General features: G+C 62.3%; 14 protein-coding genes. 12 read left to right on the top strand and 2 right to left on the bottom strand.

Annotated features, from left to right (window positions below):
- Positions 1-3 precede the first annotated feature (3 nt).
- From OU997_RS06535 to OU997_RS06480, 12 genes are read left to right on the top strand one after another with little or no spacing between them, the layout of a single operon-like run.
- Positions 4-933: an ExeA family protein gene (locus OU997_RS06535; RefSeq protein ID WP_108489289.1), complete on the top strand. Its 930-nt coding sequence runs from the start codon at positions 4-6 to the stop codon at positions 931-933.
- A complete protein-coding gene (locus OU997_RS06530) occupies positions 930-2,276 on the top strand; it encodes a tetratricopeptide repeat protein (RefSeq protein WP_267809460.1) in 1,347 nt (448 codons plus the stop codon). Before OU997_RS06535 ends, OU997_RS06530 begins: the two co-directional genes overlap by 4 nt.
- A complete protein-coding gene (locus tag OU997_RS06525) occupies positions 2,276-4,000 on the top strand; it encodes a GspE/PulE family protein (RefSeq protein ID WP_108489287.1) in 1,725 nt (574 codons plus the stop codon). The genes OU997_RS06530 and OU997_RS06525 overlap by 1 nt, the downstream gene beginning before the upstream one ends.
- A 31-nt stretch (positions 4,001-4,031) precedes the next feature.
- Complete coding sequence (locus OU997_RS06520) at positions 4,032-5,267, top strand: type II secretion system F family protein (protein WP_108489286.1); 1,236 nt, start codon at positions 4,032-4,034, stop codon at positions 5,265-5,267.
- 14 nt (positions 5,268-5,281) lie between these two features.
- Positions 5,282-5,782 carry a hypothetical protein gene (locus tag OU997_RS06515; protein ID WP_218276641.1) on the top strand — a complete coding sequence of 167 codons (501 nt, stop codon included), beginning with the start codon at positions 5,282-5,284 and terminating at the stop codon, positions 5,780-5,782.
- Positions 5,783-5,800: 18 nt separating this feature from the next.
- The gene (locus OU997_RS20855) at positions 5,801-6,313 is read left to right on the top strand and encodes a type II secretion system protein (protein WP_108489284.1); all 513 of its coding nucleotides are present in this window, start codon (positions 5,801-5,803) and stop codon (positions 6,311-6,313) included.
- Positions 6,314-6,339: 26 nt separating this feature from the next.
- A complete protein-coding gene (locus OU997_RS20850; RefSeq protein WP_324288939.1) occupies positions 6,340-6,804 on the top strand; it encodes a type II secretion system protein in 465 nt (154 codons plus the stop codon).
- A gap of 5 nt (positions 6,805-6,809) precedes the next feature.
- Positions 6,810-7,253, top strand: coding sequence for a type II secretion system protein (locus OU997_RS06500; RefSeq protein ID WP_267809459.1), 444 nt, complete (start codon positions 6,810-6,812; stop codon positions 7,251-7,253).
- 2 nt (positions 7,254-7,255) lie between these two features.
- The gene (locus OU997_RS06495) at positions 7,256-7,744 is read left to right on the top strand and encodes a type IV pilus modification PilV family protein (RefSeq protein ID WP_256583100.1); all 489 of its coding nucleotides are present in this window, start codon (positions 7,256-7,258) and stop codon (positions 7,742-7,744) included.
- Positions 7,744-8,670, top strand: coding sequence for a PulJ/GspJ family protein (locus tag OU997_RS06490; protein ID WP_420713248.1), 927 nt, complete (start codon positions 7,744-7,746; stop codon positions 8,668-8,670). The genes OU997_RS06495 and OU997_RS06490 overlap by 1 nt, the downstream gene beginning before the upstream one ends.
- A complete protein-coding gene (locus OU997_RS06485; protein WP_267809458.1) occupies positions 8,651-9,052 on the top strand; it encodes a type II secretion system protein in 402 nt (133 codons plus the stop codon). Before OU997_RS06490 ends, OU997_RS06485 begins: the two co-directional genes overlap by 20 nt.
- A gap of 1 nt (position 9,053) precedes the next feature.
- Complete coding sequence (locus OU997_RS06480) at positions 9,054-13,298, top strand: DUF6701 domain-containing protein (protein WP_267809457.1); 4,245 nt, start codon at positions 9,054-9,056, stop codon at positions 13,296-13,298.
- A 55-nt stretch (positions 13,299-13,353) separates the two neighbouring features.
- Here OU997_RS06480 and ntrC read toward each other — a convergent pair whose 3' ends face one another.
- A complete protein-coding gene (gene ntrC, locus OU997_RS06475) occupies positions 13,354-14,787 on the bottom strand; it encodes a nitrogen regulation protein NR(I) (RefSeq protein WP_108489279.1) in 1,434 nt (477 codons plus the stop codon).
- Positions 14,784-15,866, bottom strand: a complete 1,083-nt coding sequence (gene glnL, locus OU997_RS06470) for a nitrogen regulation protein NR(II) (RefSeq protein WP_177480039.1) — start codon at positions 15,864-15,866, stop codon at positions 14,784-14,786. Before glnL ends, ntrC begins: the two co-directional genes overlap by 4 nt.
- Between the last annotated feature and the right edge of the window lie 24 nt (positions 15,867-15,890).

Raw genomic sequence — 15,890 nt, 5'->3', positions numbered from 1 at the left:
CCGATGTATGAAGCCTTCTTTGGTCTGCACGAAAAACCCTTCGCGCTGACCCCGAACACCGGTTTTCTGGTGCAGCTGGCGCCCTACCAGGCCTGCCTCAACCTGCTGCGCGTGGCACTCGGTGAAGGTGAAGGCTTTATCAAGATCACCGGCGAGGTGGGCACCGGCAAAACCCTGTTGTGTCGCACCCTGCTCAATGAGCTGGACGCTGAGCGTTTTCAGCTGGCCTATCTGCCCAATCCGGGCATGAGCCCGACGGGCTTGCGCCAGGCGTTGGCGCGTGAACTGGGCATTGACGGTGCTGCAGAGCTGGATAGCCAGGCGGTGCTCGATGCGTTGCACCGACGGCTGATTGAGCTGGCCGCCGCAGGCAAAAGCACGGTGCTGCTGATTGATGAGGCCCAGGCATTGCCCACGGCCACCCTGGAAGCCCTGCGCCTGCTGACCAACCTGGAAACCGAGCAGGACAAATTGCTGCAGGTGGTGTTGTTCGGCCAACCCGAGCTGGATGCGACCCTGGCGCGTGCGGAGTTCCGTCAGCTGCGTCAGCGCATCACCTTTTCCTACCAACTGCGTGCATTGGATGTGAAAGATGCCAGCCGTTACCTGACCGAGCGTCTGGCGGTGGCTGGCTACCGTGGTGAGCCGCTGTTCGATAGCGCTGCCGTGCGGCGCCTGGTGCGCGGCAGCGGAGGCATCCCACGGCTGCTCAATATCCTTGCGCACAAGGCGCTGATGGTGGCGTTCGGTGAGGGGGTGCGGCGGGTGCGGGTCAGCCATGTCAAACGCGCACAGCTGGATACAGAAGGGGCGCAACCTTTCCTGCAGCGTCGTTCCCCCTGGCTGGGCTGGGGCATGGCCGCTGGTGTGCTGTCGGTCGTGCTGCTGGGCGTCTGGCCTTGGCTGGAACAATGGCGGGAGTGGTTGCCATGAGCCTGGTCAATGACATGCTGCGTGATCTGGAGGCGCGTCGTGCCGCGCCCAATGAGCGGCTGCGCCTGGATGGTTTGTACGCCGTGGATGAGCGCGCTGCAGCCCGCCGTGGCCGGTTGCTGCAGGTGCGTCGCGGGGTGGTTGCTGTGGTGCTGTTGAGCGTCCTGGGCCTGCTGGTCGCTCTGGGTCTTCTGCGTCTGTTCAAAGCCCCTGCTGACGGGCTTGTCGATGACGCGCCGAGTACCTCGGTGGCGGCTACGCCGGCCGTACAGATTCTCGCCGTGCTGCCGCAGCACGATGCCCGTGGTTTGGTTCTGCAGCTTTTGCTTGAGCGCGGTGTCGCCTACCAGCGCAGCGAGGAAAGCGGGGCGATCAGCCTGCGCCTGCAAGACACCCAGCTGGTCGGCGAGCCGCAGCAGGGCAGCCTGCAACGCGAGGGCCGCAGCCTGTCCTGGCGGGTGGAAAACAGCGGTGCGGATGTGCAGGTGCTGCTGGTCGGCCTGGGCGACAGCCTGGACGTGCGTGACCGCCTGGAGGCAGCCGGTGATCGCTGGATGCTTTGGGTGGAGGTGCCGTTGAATACGCCTGTCGCTGTGGACGATACCCCCCTGGCGCTGGACAACCTGCCCCCTGCCGAAGCCGCGCCAGCGCAAGTCGAAGCGCCCATGCCGGCTTGGGTCAGTGCACCGTTGCCGGCTTCTGTGCCGGCCGCTGCAGCGCCACCGGCCGCTCAGCCCGTTGCCCCTGCTGTGACGCCGCAGGTGAAAATTGCCGCGCATCAGCCTGACGACCTGACCCTGGCGCGGCAAGCTTTGCAGGATGGCGACAACACCCGCGCCATCAGCCTGCTGGAAGCCCTGCAGAAAACCCGCAGCCATGATCCGCAAGTGCTGCGCTGGCTGGCCCGTGCCTATCTGGCTGCTGGCGATCAGCAGCGTCTGCTCGACTGGCTTCCTGGGCAGTTGGCGCAGGTGTCGGATGACAGCGAGCTGCGCCTGTTGCTGGCGCGTGCGCAACTGCAGGCCGGCGATACCCGTGGTGCCGTCGCGACCCTTGAGCAGAATCCACCGCGCCTGGAGCAGGAGCCCACTTACTTTGCCTTGCTGGCGGCCAGCTACCAGCAGACCGGGCAATGGCAGCACAGTGCCGAACTCTATCAGCGCCTGGTTGCGCTGCGCCCCGGCCAGTCAACGTGGCAGCTGGGTCTGGCCATTGCCTTGGAACAACGTGAGCAACCGGCCGATGCTGGCCGTCACTATCGCCTGGCCCTGCAAGGGGCGGGGCTGGATGAGAGCGCGCGGCGCTTCGCCGCAGAACGCGCCAAGGCGCTGGGAGGCCTTTGATGAGTCAGGATGATCTTCGCCAACGCAAGGTGCGTCTCGGCGACCTGCTGATTCAGGCCGGCTTGCTCAGCGATGCGCAGCTGCAACTGGCCCTGCAGGATCAGAAACGTACCGGTGCCAAGTTGGGGCGTACGGTGGTCGACATGGGCTTTGTGGATGAGGTGCGTTTGCTCACCGCCTTGTCCGAGCAGATGAAGATCCCGTTTATCGACCTCAAACACTTCAAGTTCGATCAAGAATTGGTGCAGCGCCTGCCAGAGGCCATGGCCCGGCGTTTCCGCGCGCTGGTGCTGTCACGCGAGGGCGATGGCCTGCTGGTAGGCATGTCCGACCCGCTCGATCTGTTCGCCCTGGACGAGATGGACCGCATCCTCAAGGTCCGCGTGCGCCCGGCGGTGGTCCGTGAGGCCGAGCTGCTGGCGACCCTGGACACGGTGTATCGACGCACCAGCGAAATTGCCTCGATTGCCGGTGAGCTCGAAGGCGAACTCAAGGACAGCGATTTCGACCTGTCCAAGCTGGGTGCCGACAGCAACACCGAAGCGCCGGTGGTGCGTTTGCTGCAAACCCTGTTTGAAGATGCCGTGCAGATGAAGGCGTCCGACATCCACATCGAGCCCGACGAAGGTGTGGTGCGCATTCGTCAGCGCATCGACGGCGTGCTCAGTGAGCAGGTGATGAAGGAGGCGCGCGTGGCTTCGGCCCTGGTGATGCGCCTGAAGATCATGTCCGGGCTGGATATTTCCGAAAAGCGCTTGCCCCAGGACGGCCGTTTCAATATCCGGGTCAAGGGCCACAACATCGATGTGCGGGTCTCGACCATGCCGGTGCAGTACGGTGAGTCGGTGGTCATGCGTTTGCTCGATCAAACGGGCGGGGTGTCCACCCTGGAAGCCAGCGGCATGCCGCCGGACATGCTGGTGCGCTTCCGTCGCCTGCTGCAACGCCCGTTTGGCCTGGTGCTGGTCACCGGGCCCACCGGCTCCGGTAAGACCACCACGCTGTATGCCGGGTTATCCGAGCTGAACAGCCCGGAGAAAAAGATCATCACCGTGGAAGACCCGGTGGAATACCGGCTGCCACGCATCAATCAGGTGCAGGTCAATGCCAAGATCGAGCTGAGCTTTGCCCGCGTGCTGCGCGCCGCGTTGCGTCAGGACCCGGACATCGTGCTGATCGGTGAGATGCGTGACCAGGAAACCGCCGAGATCGGCCTGCGAGCCGCATTGACCGGTCACCTGGTGCTCTCGACCCTGCACACCAACGATGCCCTGACCTCGGCCATGCGCCTGATCGACATGGGCGCCGAGCCGTTTCTGGTCGCCACCTCGCTGAATGCGGTGCTGGCCCAGCGCCTGATCCGTCGCGTCTGCGAGAACTGCATGGAGGACGATACGCCCGAGCCGCGCCAGCTGCTGTGGCTGGAAAACCTGCACCGTGCGCCGCTGACCGGGCGTACGTTCAAGCGTGGCGCCGGTTGCCACCAGTGCAACAACACCGGCTATGCCGGGCGTATTGGTGTTTACGAACTGCTGGAAATGGACGACGGCATGATTGCCGCGCTGCGCCGCAACGACCCACAAGGCTTTGCCGAAGCGGCCCAGGCCAGCGTCCATTACCGACCGTTGGCCGCCTGTGCGCTGGATTACGCCCTGGCCGGTGTGACCAGCGTGGATGAAGTGCTGAAAGTCTGCGCCACTCTGACTGATGAAGGGGTGGCCTGATGGCGAGCGTAGGGTGCCAGGAGAATGAGCGGTGAGCCTGTATCGCTTTACCGGTCGTGATGCCCAGGGCGGCAAGATTATCGGCAGCCGCGAGGCGGGGTCGGCAGATAGTCTGGCCAGCGAACTGCTGGCCGAACGCATCACCCCACTGACCATCGAAGAGCAGGCCCAGGCGAGCGACAACGACGTGTTCGCTCAGCTCAAGGAAAGCCTGCGGCGCAAACATGTCGATCTGGAAGAGCTGATTATCTTCTGCCGGCAGATGTACAGCCTGAGCAAGGCCGGCGTGCCGATCATCCGCGCGATTGGTGGCCTGGCCGAATCCAGCCGCAACCTTTACCTGCGCGAAGTGCTGCAGGCGGTGCGCAGCGATCTGGAAGGCGGTCAGGGCATGGCTGTGGCACTTAACGCCCATCCCAAGGTGTTCAACACCCTGTTTGTCAGCATGATCAGCGTCGGGGAAAACACCGGCCAGCTCGATCAGGCCTTCCGCCAGCTGTCGGTGTACCTGGAACTGGAGCGCGAAACCCGCAAGCGCATCAAACAGGCCACGCGTTACCCGCTGTTCGTGCTGTCGGCCATGGCGGTAGCGCTGGTCGTAATCAACCTGTTCGTGATTCCGGCCTTCGCCAAGGTGTTTGCCCAGTTCAAGGCGGACCTGCCCTGGGCCACACAAATCCTGATCGGCACCTCGCAGTTCTTTCAGGATTTCTGGTGGCTATTGGCCCTGCTGTTCGGCGGCAGTCTGTTTGGCTTTTTCAAATGGATCGAGACCGATGCCGGTGCCCTGAGATGGGACCAGATCAAGCTACGCCTGCCGATTGTCGGCGGCATCTTCGAGCGCATCGCCCTGGCGCGCTTCACCCGCACCTTCGCGATGATGTACCGCGCCGGCGTGCCCCTGCTGCAGACCCTGTCGATCAACAGTGCCAGCGTGGGCAACCGCTACATCGGCCAGGCGATTCTGGCCATGCGTGAAGGCATTGAACGTGGTGAAGCCTTGACCCGCACCGCGTCTGCCAGCGGCCTGTTCACCCCGCTGGTGCTGCAAATGATGGCCGTGGGCGAAGAAACCGGCGCGCTGGACGACCTGTTTGTCGAGGTGGCGGATTTTTACGAACAGGAAGTCGATTACGACCTCAAGCAACTGGCCGATGCCATTGAACCGATTCTGATTGTGGCCATGGGCATCATGGTGCTGGTGCTGGCGCTGGGGGTGTTTTTACCCATGTGGGAACTGGCTTCGGCGGCCAAGGGTGGCCGTTGAAGGGCGAGTACCAATTGGAAGAGCACGTGCGCCTGGCGCGGCGGCTTGTTTGGACTATCAGCGGTGTACTGCTGGTGGCCGTGCTGCTGGCGCTGGCCTGGAAGATTGCGCAGGTCACTGAGCAGCGTGCCAGAGAGGCCACCCGCGAGCACCTGGCGTCCAGTCTCGCCAGCCTGAGTGCCGAGCATCATGCACGGGGGCGTACTCTGGACAGCAGCTGGCGCAAGAAAAATCCGTTTGCCCTGTTGCGTTGGCAGCAGGACAACTATTGCGGTGAATTGACGGTAGGGGCTGCGCCTCAGGGCGGTTGCTGGTATTGGTTACCAGACCACGCTTGGGTTCTTTACCAAGCCAGCTTTACCGACGGGTGGACAAGAACACGGGGTGAAGTGCGTGCGTGGCGGTTGTTGGTTGTTTCTGATGGGCTGCCAGCTGCGTCACAATCATTACAAGCATCTTTTACCCTGGAGCTTGAGGCAGTACCCGCGACGGAGTTGTCTGCAGCGGGGTATTGAAGTGACTGAGAGGAAACAATGAAGAACAGCAAAGGCTTTACCCTGATCGAATTGGTTGTCGTCATCGTCATACTCGGCATTCTTGCCGCTGTGGCGCTGCCGCGTTTTATCAACGTCTCCAAGGATGCTCATGAGGGTGCCGTCAAAGGTGCCGGCGGGGCATTGGCTTCAGCTGTTCTGCTGGTGCGTTCGCAGTGGGAAGTGAACCGCTCCAACGGCTCGGATACGACACCGGACACGGATGTAACCGGATACGGTGACGGCCTGGTGGATGTGAACGCCAGCGGCTGGCCAATCGGAACCGCTGGTGCGCTCAACTGCGTGCAGCTGTGGAACGCTATTCTGCAGGGATCTGCTCCGACTGTTGGCACGGCCTCGACACCGACTGCCCCGGTGGACTACGTGGCCACAACTGCCGGTACAACCTGTACTTACACCTATCAACTCGACCCGCCAGTGAGTGCCACCACGGGTGACCGGATCGTCTACGACTCTGCAACGGGCACTGTCGTCACGACTTACGTACGTTGATCAATTGCTGTTAGAGGACCTATCTGATGAAGAAGCAACAAAGCGGTTTTACCCTGATCGAGCTGATTATGGTGATTGTGATCCTGGGCATTCTGGCGGCGTTTGCGTTGCCGCGGTTTGCGGATTTCGGTGCCGATGCTCGCCGCGCAACCATTCAGGGTGTTGAGGGCGCGATGAAGTCGGCCAGCGCGATCACGCGTTCGGCATTTCTGGCGGCTGGTACGAATCCGGCGACTGTTACTCTGGAGGGGGCTTCTGTTGCAATTACCAACGGCTATGCCAGTCCTGCAGGCATCGTAGTGGCGGCAAATATCACGGGTAACAGTGCTACTGATAACACCAATACGGGCGATTTCGTCGTTACTACCACGGCCACCACAGCAACTGTGCAGGCTAAAGGTGCAACTACTGCGACTGCATGTCAGGTGGTTTATACCGCAGCCACTGCGACGGTAGCTCCGACTATTGTCCGTACTATCACAGGCTGCTAAACCCTGTGCGTGGCTTTACCCTGGTCGAGTTGCTGATGGTCATGGTGATCATCGGCATTCTCGCCGCCGTGGTAGGGCCGCGTTTCTTTGACCGGCAGGTGTTCGATGAGCGCCTGTTTTTTGAAGAAAGCCTGGCGGCAGTGCGCTACGGGCAGAAGCTGGCGGTGGCCAGTGGCTGCCCGATCAAGGCGCAGATCAGCAATGCCGGCTATGCGCTGACTTACGCGGCGGCCTGTGGTGCACAGGCGGCGGGCAGTGCGGTGGCCAACCCGGCTGGCGGTAGCTATGCCGCCAGCAAGCCTGACAACGTGGACCTCAGCGTCGCGTTGGATGTTACGTTCAATTCCCTGGGGGGCGCTGCTGGTCCGGACAGCACTGCCAAGATGGCCAATGGCGCCTTTGTGCTGAGCGTCCATCCTGTCACCGGTTTTATTGAGACCACGCCGTGAGCATGCTGCGGGTTGCCCGTCTTGAGTACAAACCTGCGCAGCGCGGCATGACCCTGGTTGAGCTGGTCATCACCATTGTGGTGTTGGGTATCGCGGCGGCGGCCATGTTTTCGGCCATGGCGGCGATCACCGGGCGTTCGGCGGACCCCATGCTGCGCCAGCAGAGCCTGGCGATTGCCGAGGCCTATCTGGAAGAAATCACCCTGCAGGCTTTCCCAGCCACCACGCCCTGTGCCGCGAGCCATGACGGCGCTGGGCGAGGCAGCTTCGATGACCTGTGTGATTACAACGGGTTGTTCTACGCCAATCAGCCATTTGCACCGCGCAGCGCGGGATCGGTTACGCCGTTGGCCGGCCTTGAGGCTTATCAGGTAGGCGTTGCGGTGGTGTCCGCGCAACTGAACGGTGTTGATGCCTTGCGGATTACCGTGACGGTGCGTGACCCCGCCGGTCAGTCGTTGGCGCTCGACGGTTACAGGGCGGCCTACTGATGTGCAACCAGGCATTGGCTATCCCGCCCTCAGGTGCGCTTGCATCTAGTGGGCGTGGTGAGCGTGGCTTCACTCTGGTGGAGCTGATCATGGTGATCGCTCTATCGGCGCTGGTGGCGGTGCTGATCAGCAGCGTGCTGTCCAACCCTCTGCAAGGCTTTGTCGATCAAAGCCGGCGGGCCGAGCTGGTGGACCTGGCGTCTGGTGCGCTCAACCGCATGGCCCGCGACGTCCGCCTGGCCGTACCGAATACCCTGCGCACGCCGAATGCGCAGACGGTTGAATTGCTGGCGATTCACGAAGCCGGGCGTTATCGCGCCAACCTGGCCGGTGGTGTGGTGCGGCATGATCCGCCGCGCTGCCCGCCATCACCGCAGGCCTGTGTGATTGACGTGCTGAGCCCCGGCATGACGCCGGCGCGTGTCGCCGATGCGCGCTGGATGGTGCTGTACAACATCGGTATGGACACCACGGGGGATTCGGTCTGGCCGCCGTTCAACAGCAGCGATGCTGCCACCCCAGCCGTGGTGACGCCCAATGGTGTCGGGTTCGCCTTCAGTGCGGGGGTGATGACCCTCAGCGGTGCCGCGGCTTCAGGCTTTCGCTTTAAATTCGCCTCGCCGCAACGGCGCTTTTATCTGGCCCGGGAAGTACTGGGTTATCACTGTGATAATCCGGGTACGGATGCGACCACCGGGCATGGCACCGGGGTCATCCGGCGGGCCAGCTTTACCAGCCTGGCCAGCAGTTATACCTATGGCGTGGGCAACAGTTCGTTGCTGGTGGACAGCGTGTCGCGCTGCACGTTTACCTATGAACCGGGCACCAATACCCGTGGTGCGTTGCTGACCTTGCGGTTGGGTGTGAAGCGCCAGGGGGAGGAAATCATGCTGATGCAACAGGTGCATGTCGACAATGCGCCCTGACTCGCGGCAGCGCGGTTTCGGCCTGGTGGCAGCGATGTTCGTGATCATCATCATGGCCGCTGTGATCGCCACCATGGCGCGCCTGGCCGTCAGTCAGAACGCCACCAATACGTTGGCCATTCAGCAGGCGCGTGCTTATCAGGCGGCGCAGGCCGGACTTGAATGGGGCATTAAACAGGTCTTGGACGGGCAAGCCTGCACCGACAGTTTCAGCGTGTCGGGGTTTGCCGTGAGTGTCAGCTGTGTGGCGACCACACCGTTGAGCGTGGCCGAGGAAAATCGCATGGTGCAGTTCTATCAGCTGACCGCCACGGCCGAGTTCGGCGCCACGGGCAGCGCCGATTATGCCTACCGTCGTTTGACGGCTGTTGTGGAGCGTTAACATGTGCATCCGAACCTGGCTTGTTCGCCTGCTGTGGGTGTTTGCGTGTGTGGCCAGTGCCCCCGCAGTTGCTCAAATCAGTTTCGTGTCTGCGAGCAGTGCAACGCCCACCGCCAATACCACCAGCCTGGTATTGAGCGTGCCTGCGGGTGTGCAAAGCGGCGATTTGCTGCTGGCTCAGGTGGTGACCAATGGTTCGGCCACATTCACGACGCCCAGCGGTTGGACCGCGTTGCAAACCACCAGCAATGGCCTGGTGCAGGGCCTCTTCTATCGCTTTGCCACCGCCAGTGAGACCGGTACGGTCACTTGGACCTGGAGCGGTAATCGACGGGCCGGTGGCGGTATTGCGGTTTACCGGGGCGTTGACAGTAGTCAGGCGCCAGGGGCGGCAGTGTCTGCCAGTAATACCAGTGGAAATCCGACCGCACCGGCTCAGACTGTGGTCGATGTCAATAGCCTGCTGGTCGCGGTGTATGCCTTCGACCGAGGCCAGGGCACCCTGACCGCTACAGGAAGCATGAATACGGCGTATGCGCGCAGCAGCACTCAAAGTACTGGCGTTACCTTGCTGGGCAGTTACGAACAGCGGCCGGCCCCCGGCAGCACTGGCACACGGGTGGCAACCAGTAGTGATAGCGCGCGTAACTGGATTGCACACAGCCTGTTATTGCGCCCCTTGCCGATCAGCAACGCCGCCTTGCTCAGTTGGCGGCTGGATGAAGCCAGCTGGACGGGCGCTTCCGGTGAGGTGCTCGATAACAGCGGTAACGCACTGCACGGCACCGTCATCAATGCGGCCACTACCGCCAATACTTCGCCGGCTCTGCCACAGGTCAATGCGCAGGGCACGTGCGGCTACGGCACGTTCAGCAGCGCCGCCAGTCAGTATGTTCAGCGCGCAGATAACAACCTGCTGGATTTGCAGGGCAGCTTCACCATTGGCGCTTGGGTCAAACCGCGTACCCTGCCGTCCTCGGGGTTGATGAGCATTTTGTCCAAGGATGAGAACTACGAGTTTCATCTCAACCCCAATGGCACCATCAACTGGTGGTGGCAGACCACCGGCAACGCCACCAACCAGTTCAACAGCAGCACGGCAGTGCCGGTTGGGCAGTGGAGCCATGTACTGATCCGCTATGCACCGGGCGATCAGCGTATCTACATCAATGGCAGCCTGGCGGGGCAGGCCAGCTTCAGTGGTACACCGCAGGCCAACAATGATCCGCTGCAGCTGGGGGCTGATCAGGGGCAAGGTAGCCGTTACTTCAATGGCGAGCTGGATGAGGTGCGTATCTTTGCGAGTGCGCTGACTGAGGCGCAGATCAGTGCGCTGGTGGCCGAGCGTCACGCCTGTGCGGTGAGCTTGCAGTGCTTCAGTGACAATTTTGACGATGGCAGCCTGGGCAATGACTGGGCAGTGGCAAGCCGCGGTGCAACGTCCTTCACTCCGACCGTGACGGCCGCGCGTATGCGCCTGACCAGTAATCAGGTCAACGTCTCCACCGCTTCTACCTTGCAGCGGCTGTTCCCCGCCGCCGGTAACTTTATCCAGGTGCAGTTCAAGTATTACGCCTACAACGGCTCGGGTGCCGATGGCGTGGCCGTAGTGCTTTCGGATGCCACGGTGACGCCGCAACCGGGTGCGTTTGGCGGGCCGTTGGGCTATGGCACGCGTGGAGATGCCGCCAACCCCGGGTTTGCCGGTGGCTGGCTGGGTGTGGGCCTCGACGAGTACGGCAATTTTTCAGTCGAAGGCGGTGACAACCCACAGCAGCAACGCCCTGATTCGGTGGCTATACGGGGTTCGGGTAATGCCGGAGGAACCAGCGGTTACCGTTACATCGCAGGCACTCCCGCCAACCTCAATCCTGAGGTCGATAGCCCCGCGAGTAGCGCGGCGGCTCCCGGACACACCTACCGCATTACTGTGGATGGCCGCTTCAGCAATGAAGCGCGGGTGACCGTGGAGCGCGACACCGGCAGTGGTTTCGTGGTGCTGCCCAATCTGAATGCGGTCAATGTGCTGGCAGCGGCTAATCAGCAGGCAGCCCTGCCTGAGGATTTCTACCTGTCGTTAACCGGCTCCACCGGCGGCTCGACCAATATTCATGAGCTCGACGACCTGCAAGTCTGTGCCACCACGATTAATCCCATCGGCCAGCAGATCGATCATTTCGAGTTCAGCTACTCGCCCAATGCACTGACCTGCAATCCACAGCCCGTGGCCATTCGCGCCTGTGCCGATGCCAGCTGCAGCAGCCTGTTCAATGGGCCGGTGAGGGTCACGCTAAGCCCGGACAATTACTGGACCGCCACGCCCCCGGCAACGGTCGAGAACGGCAAAACCCTCGTTTTCAGTGGTGGCTCGGCACAGGCACAGCTGCGCGTGCCCACGGTGGGAACAGTGGTCATCGATGATCTCAGCTCAGTGCCCGTTACCAGGCCCAACAGCCAAACCGTCTGCTCAACCGCCGGCTGCCAGATCAGTTATGCCAACAGCGGTCTGCTGCTGCAGGTGCCGAACATGCTGGCGGCCAAACCTACAGCGGCCACCCTCAGCGCGGTGCGCAAGGCGGATAATGCGCTGCAATGCGTGCCGGCCTTTGCCAACGTCACGCGCAGCGTCAGCTTCACCTCGGCCTATAGCAATCCGAATAATGGCTCCCAGCCCGTGGTGGTCAACGGCAGCAATGTCGGTGACACGGCGGTGAGCCTGGCGCTCGACTTCGATGCCACCGGCACTGCGCCGCTGACCGTGCGTTACGACGATGCCGGGGAGATGAAACTGAGTGCCCGCTATCAGGGCGGGGCCGGCAGTGGCGACGACGGGCTGGTGCTGGACAATGCCGCGACTGACGATCTGTTTATCAGCAAGCCTTATGGCCTGTGTCTGCAGACCGCCAGCCTTCTCGCGCCGAGCACCAGTTGCAATGACGCCAGCTGTTCGGTGTTCCCCGGCGGCATCCGTGCGGGTGACAATTTCCCTCTGACCATTCGTGCAGTGGGCTGGCAGGCCGATGGCGAGGCGCTGACGGCGACACAGCTGTGCAACGGCAATGTCACCACCCCCAATTTCCGCCTCGCGAATATTGGTCTGAGCAGCGCAGTAGTCGCCCCGAGCGGGGGCAGCAATGGCACAGTAACCCCCGATCGCTATAACCATGCCCTGGGTAATGCAACGCTTACGAACCACTCGGTTTCCGAGGTCGGTGTCTTCACCATCACCGCTACTCCGCCGACAGGCAGTTATCTGGATGGGGAAACGGTCAGTGGCGGTAGCAGCGAGCCGGTGGGTCGTTTTATTCCGGCCTTTTTAAGCGCTCAGGGCAGTGCCAGCCTGACCCCCAGTTGTGGCAGCGCTTTCAGCTATCAGGGCCAGCCAATGGGGTTCGCCAATGACCGCCAGCCCACACTGACGGTCACGGCCATGAACCGCAATGGCGGTGTAACCACAAACTATGACCGCGGGGCTTTCTGGAAGCTGGCAGCGCCGGCAGTCGGCACTTACAGCTCAATCACCGGCATCGCCGCTCGGGATGTGCGGCTGACCCGTCAGGGCACTGCCAACCTGGCGGTGCTGGGGGCTGATAACGGTGATGGGTTGCGTACCTATCGCTGGACGGGTGAGCAACTGCTCTATACGCCCGCGATCACGCCCAGCAGTGACGACTACCCCTTTGATGCCAGGATCCGCCAGACTTTTCTCGCGGCCAGCTTGCGCGAGGATGACCAGGGCCAGGCGGTGTGCCATGGCAGCGGCTGCCAGGATTTCAATTACGACTTCACGATTGATGCAAACAACAACCTCGGTAGCCAGGTGCGTCTCGGCCGCTTGCGCCTGGGCAACGCGCATGGCTCGGAACTGCAGGGGCTGGGGCTGCCGGTGGTGCTGGAGAGTTGGCAGGCTGTGGCCACTGGCAGCTTTCGGCCTGAAGGGTTGGACACCTGCACCACGGCTGTCAGCCTGGGGGCGGCGCAGCTGGATCAATTCAGTGGCCATCTGGCCTCTGGGGAAACCACGGCCAGCCTGGCTTGGCCGCTGGATCCAACTCAACGGCAGGTGTTAATGAGTGCACCCGGCAACGGCAACGACGGTTCGGTGCAAGTCAGTTTTCCATCCGCGCCCAGCTGGTTGCAGTACCCCTGGGACGGGGCGACCCGTTCGGCTGCGCGTGGCCTGGCCAGTTTTGGGATCTACAAGGGCTCGGCCCCGGTGATCTACCGCCGCGAACTGTATCGCTGAAACAGCAAGGCCGCCTGTGCGGCGGCCTTGCTTGGATCGGCTAAGGTGCGAGGGATCAGTCGTCGCTGTCCTCGTCATCAGCACTTTCAACGTTCATGCCCAGTTCCTTGATCTTGCGCGTCAAGGTATTGCGGCCCCAGCCCAGCAGCACGGCGGCGTCGCGGCGGCGGCCGGCGGTGTGTTTGAGCGCGGTTTCGATCATGATCCGCTCGAAGGCCGGTACGGCGGTGTCGAGCAAGCTGGATTGGCCACGGCCCAAGGCCTGATCGGCCCATTGGCGCAGGGCTTGTTCCCAGTTGCTGGCCGGGGCGCTTTCCTGCGGTTGGCTGAGCAGTTCGGGCGGCAGGTCGTCGACATGCACTTCACGCCCGGAGGCCATGACGGTGATCCAGCGGCAGGTGTTCTCCAACTGGCGCACGTTGCCCGGCCACGGCAGGTGTTTGAGGTAGTCTTCGGTTTCGCTTTTCAGCAGCTTGGGTTCGACGGCCAGTTCCAGCGCGGCGCGGCTGAGGAAGTGGCGGGCCAGCGTCGGGATGTCTTCGCGGCGATCCGACAGGCGCGGGATGTGGATGCGGATGACGTTGAGGCGGTGGAACAAGTCCTCACGGAACTTGCCAGCCTGCACCAGGCTTTCCAAGTTCTGGTGGGTGGCGGCGATGATGCGCACATCGACCTTCACCGGGGTGTGGCCCCCCACGCGGTAAAACTCGCCATCAGCCAGCACGCGCAGCAGGCGGGTCTGGGTGTCGGCTGGCATATCGCCGATTTCATCGAGAAACAGCGTGCCGCCGTCGGCCTGTTCGAAGCGCCCGCGCCGCTGGTTGGCGGCACCGGTAAACGCCCCCTTCTCGTGGCCGAACAGCTCGGATTCCATCAAATCTTTGGGAATCGCCGCCATGTTCAGCGCAATAAAGGGGGAGGCCGCGCGCGGGCTGTGGCGGTGCAGGGCGTGGGCGACCAGCTCCTTGCCGGTGCCGGACTCGCCGTTGATCAATACGGTGATGTTGGAGTGCGAGAGGCGACCGATGGCGCGAAACACCTCCTGCATGGCCGGCGCTTCACCGATGATTTCCGGTGTGCGCGGCTGCTCGACCGGCGCGGCCAGGCTTTGCTGTTCCTGTGCGTGCAGGTTGGCGCGTTTGACCAGCGACACCGCTTCGTCGACATCAAACGGCTTGGGCAGGTATTCGAACGCGCCACCCTGGTAAGACGCCACGGCGCTGTCCAGGTCGGAATGGGCGGTCATGATGATCACCGGCAAACGCGGATACAGCTCGCGGATGCGTGCCAGCAGATCAAGGCCGCTGGCCCCCGGCATACGGATATCGGAAATGATCACATCCGGTTGCTGCCGGCTCAGGCGGTTGAGCACACCATCGGCGCTGTCGAAGCTCTGCGTGGTCATGCCTTCTTGTTGCAGGGCTTTTTCCAGTACCCAGCGGATGGAACGGTCGTCATCGACAATCCAGACGGTTTCACTGCGACTCATGACGGTGATGCTCCTTGTTCCAGCGGCAGGAAGATCGAGAACACGGTATGGCCCGGATGGCTCTCGCATTCGATCAGGCCTTGGTGCTGACTGATAATGTTCTGGGTGATGGCCAGGCCCAGGCCGGTGCCGTCGGCACGCCCGCTGACCATGGGGTAGAAGATGGTTTCTTGCAGCTCGGGCGGTATGCCGGGGCCGTTGTCGATGATTTCGATTTTCGTCACCAGGCGATGCCGGGTGTGGCCAATGGTGAACTGGCGCAGGGTGCGGGTGCGCAGGGTGATGCGGCCCAGGCGCAGATCGGTTTGTCCGGACAGTGCCTGCATGGCGTTGCGCACGATATTCAGCACCGCCTGAATCATCTGTTCACGGTCGATCAGGACATCCGGAATGCTCGGGTCGTAATCGCGCACCAAAATGATGCTGCCCTGGCTTTCCGCTTCCACCAGGCTGCCGACGCGCTCCAGCACTTCATGCACGTTGGTCAGCGCCAGGGAGGGCAGCTTGTTCGAGCCGAGCATGCGGTCCACCAGATTACGCAGGCGGTCGGCCTCCTCAATGATCACGTTGGTGTAATCCTTGAGGCTCTCCTCGGGCAGTTCACGCGCCAACAACTGCGCTGCTCCACGAATACCCCCCAGCGGATTTTTAATCTCATGAGCCAGGCCGCGCACCAGCATTTTGGTGGTTTCCTGTTTCGACAGCTGGGCTTCTTCCTTGGTGATGCGCAGCAGCCGATCACGCGGGTGGACTTCCAGCAGCAGCAGGGTTTCGCCGCGATTGAGCACCGGCGTTACCGCGTAGTCGACGGTCAGGGTCTGCCCGCTGACGGAGGTCAGCACCGCTTCACGTTTGTTGAACGGGTGGGCGTGCTCTACCGCCAGACGCAACGCGCTGAGGGCTTCGCTGGATTCAGTGAACAGTTCGCTGATGAATTGGCCGTGACTGCGCTGGCCACTGACAGCCAGGAGCATCTCCGCTGCCGGGTTCATGTACTCAAGACGCAGGTTGTCGTTGAGCAGCAAGGTGGCCGTGGTCAGGTTGTCCAGCAGCAGGCGATGCAGTGCGTCGTTGATGATCATATGGAATGTCGCAGACCCTTG

This window comes from Pseudomonas sp. SL4(2022) (genome assembly GCF_026625725.1).
GTDB lineage: Bacteria > Pseudomonadota > Gammaproteobacteria > Pseudomonadales > Pseudomonadaceae > Aquipseudomonas.
The sequence above is the reverse complement of the archived record's forward strand: the minus strand, read 5'-3'. Positions and strand labels throughout refer to the sequence as shown.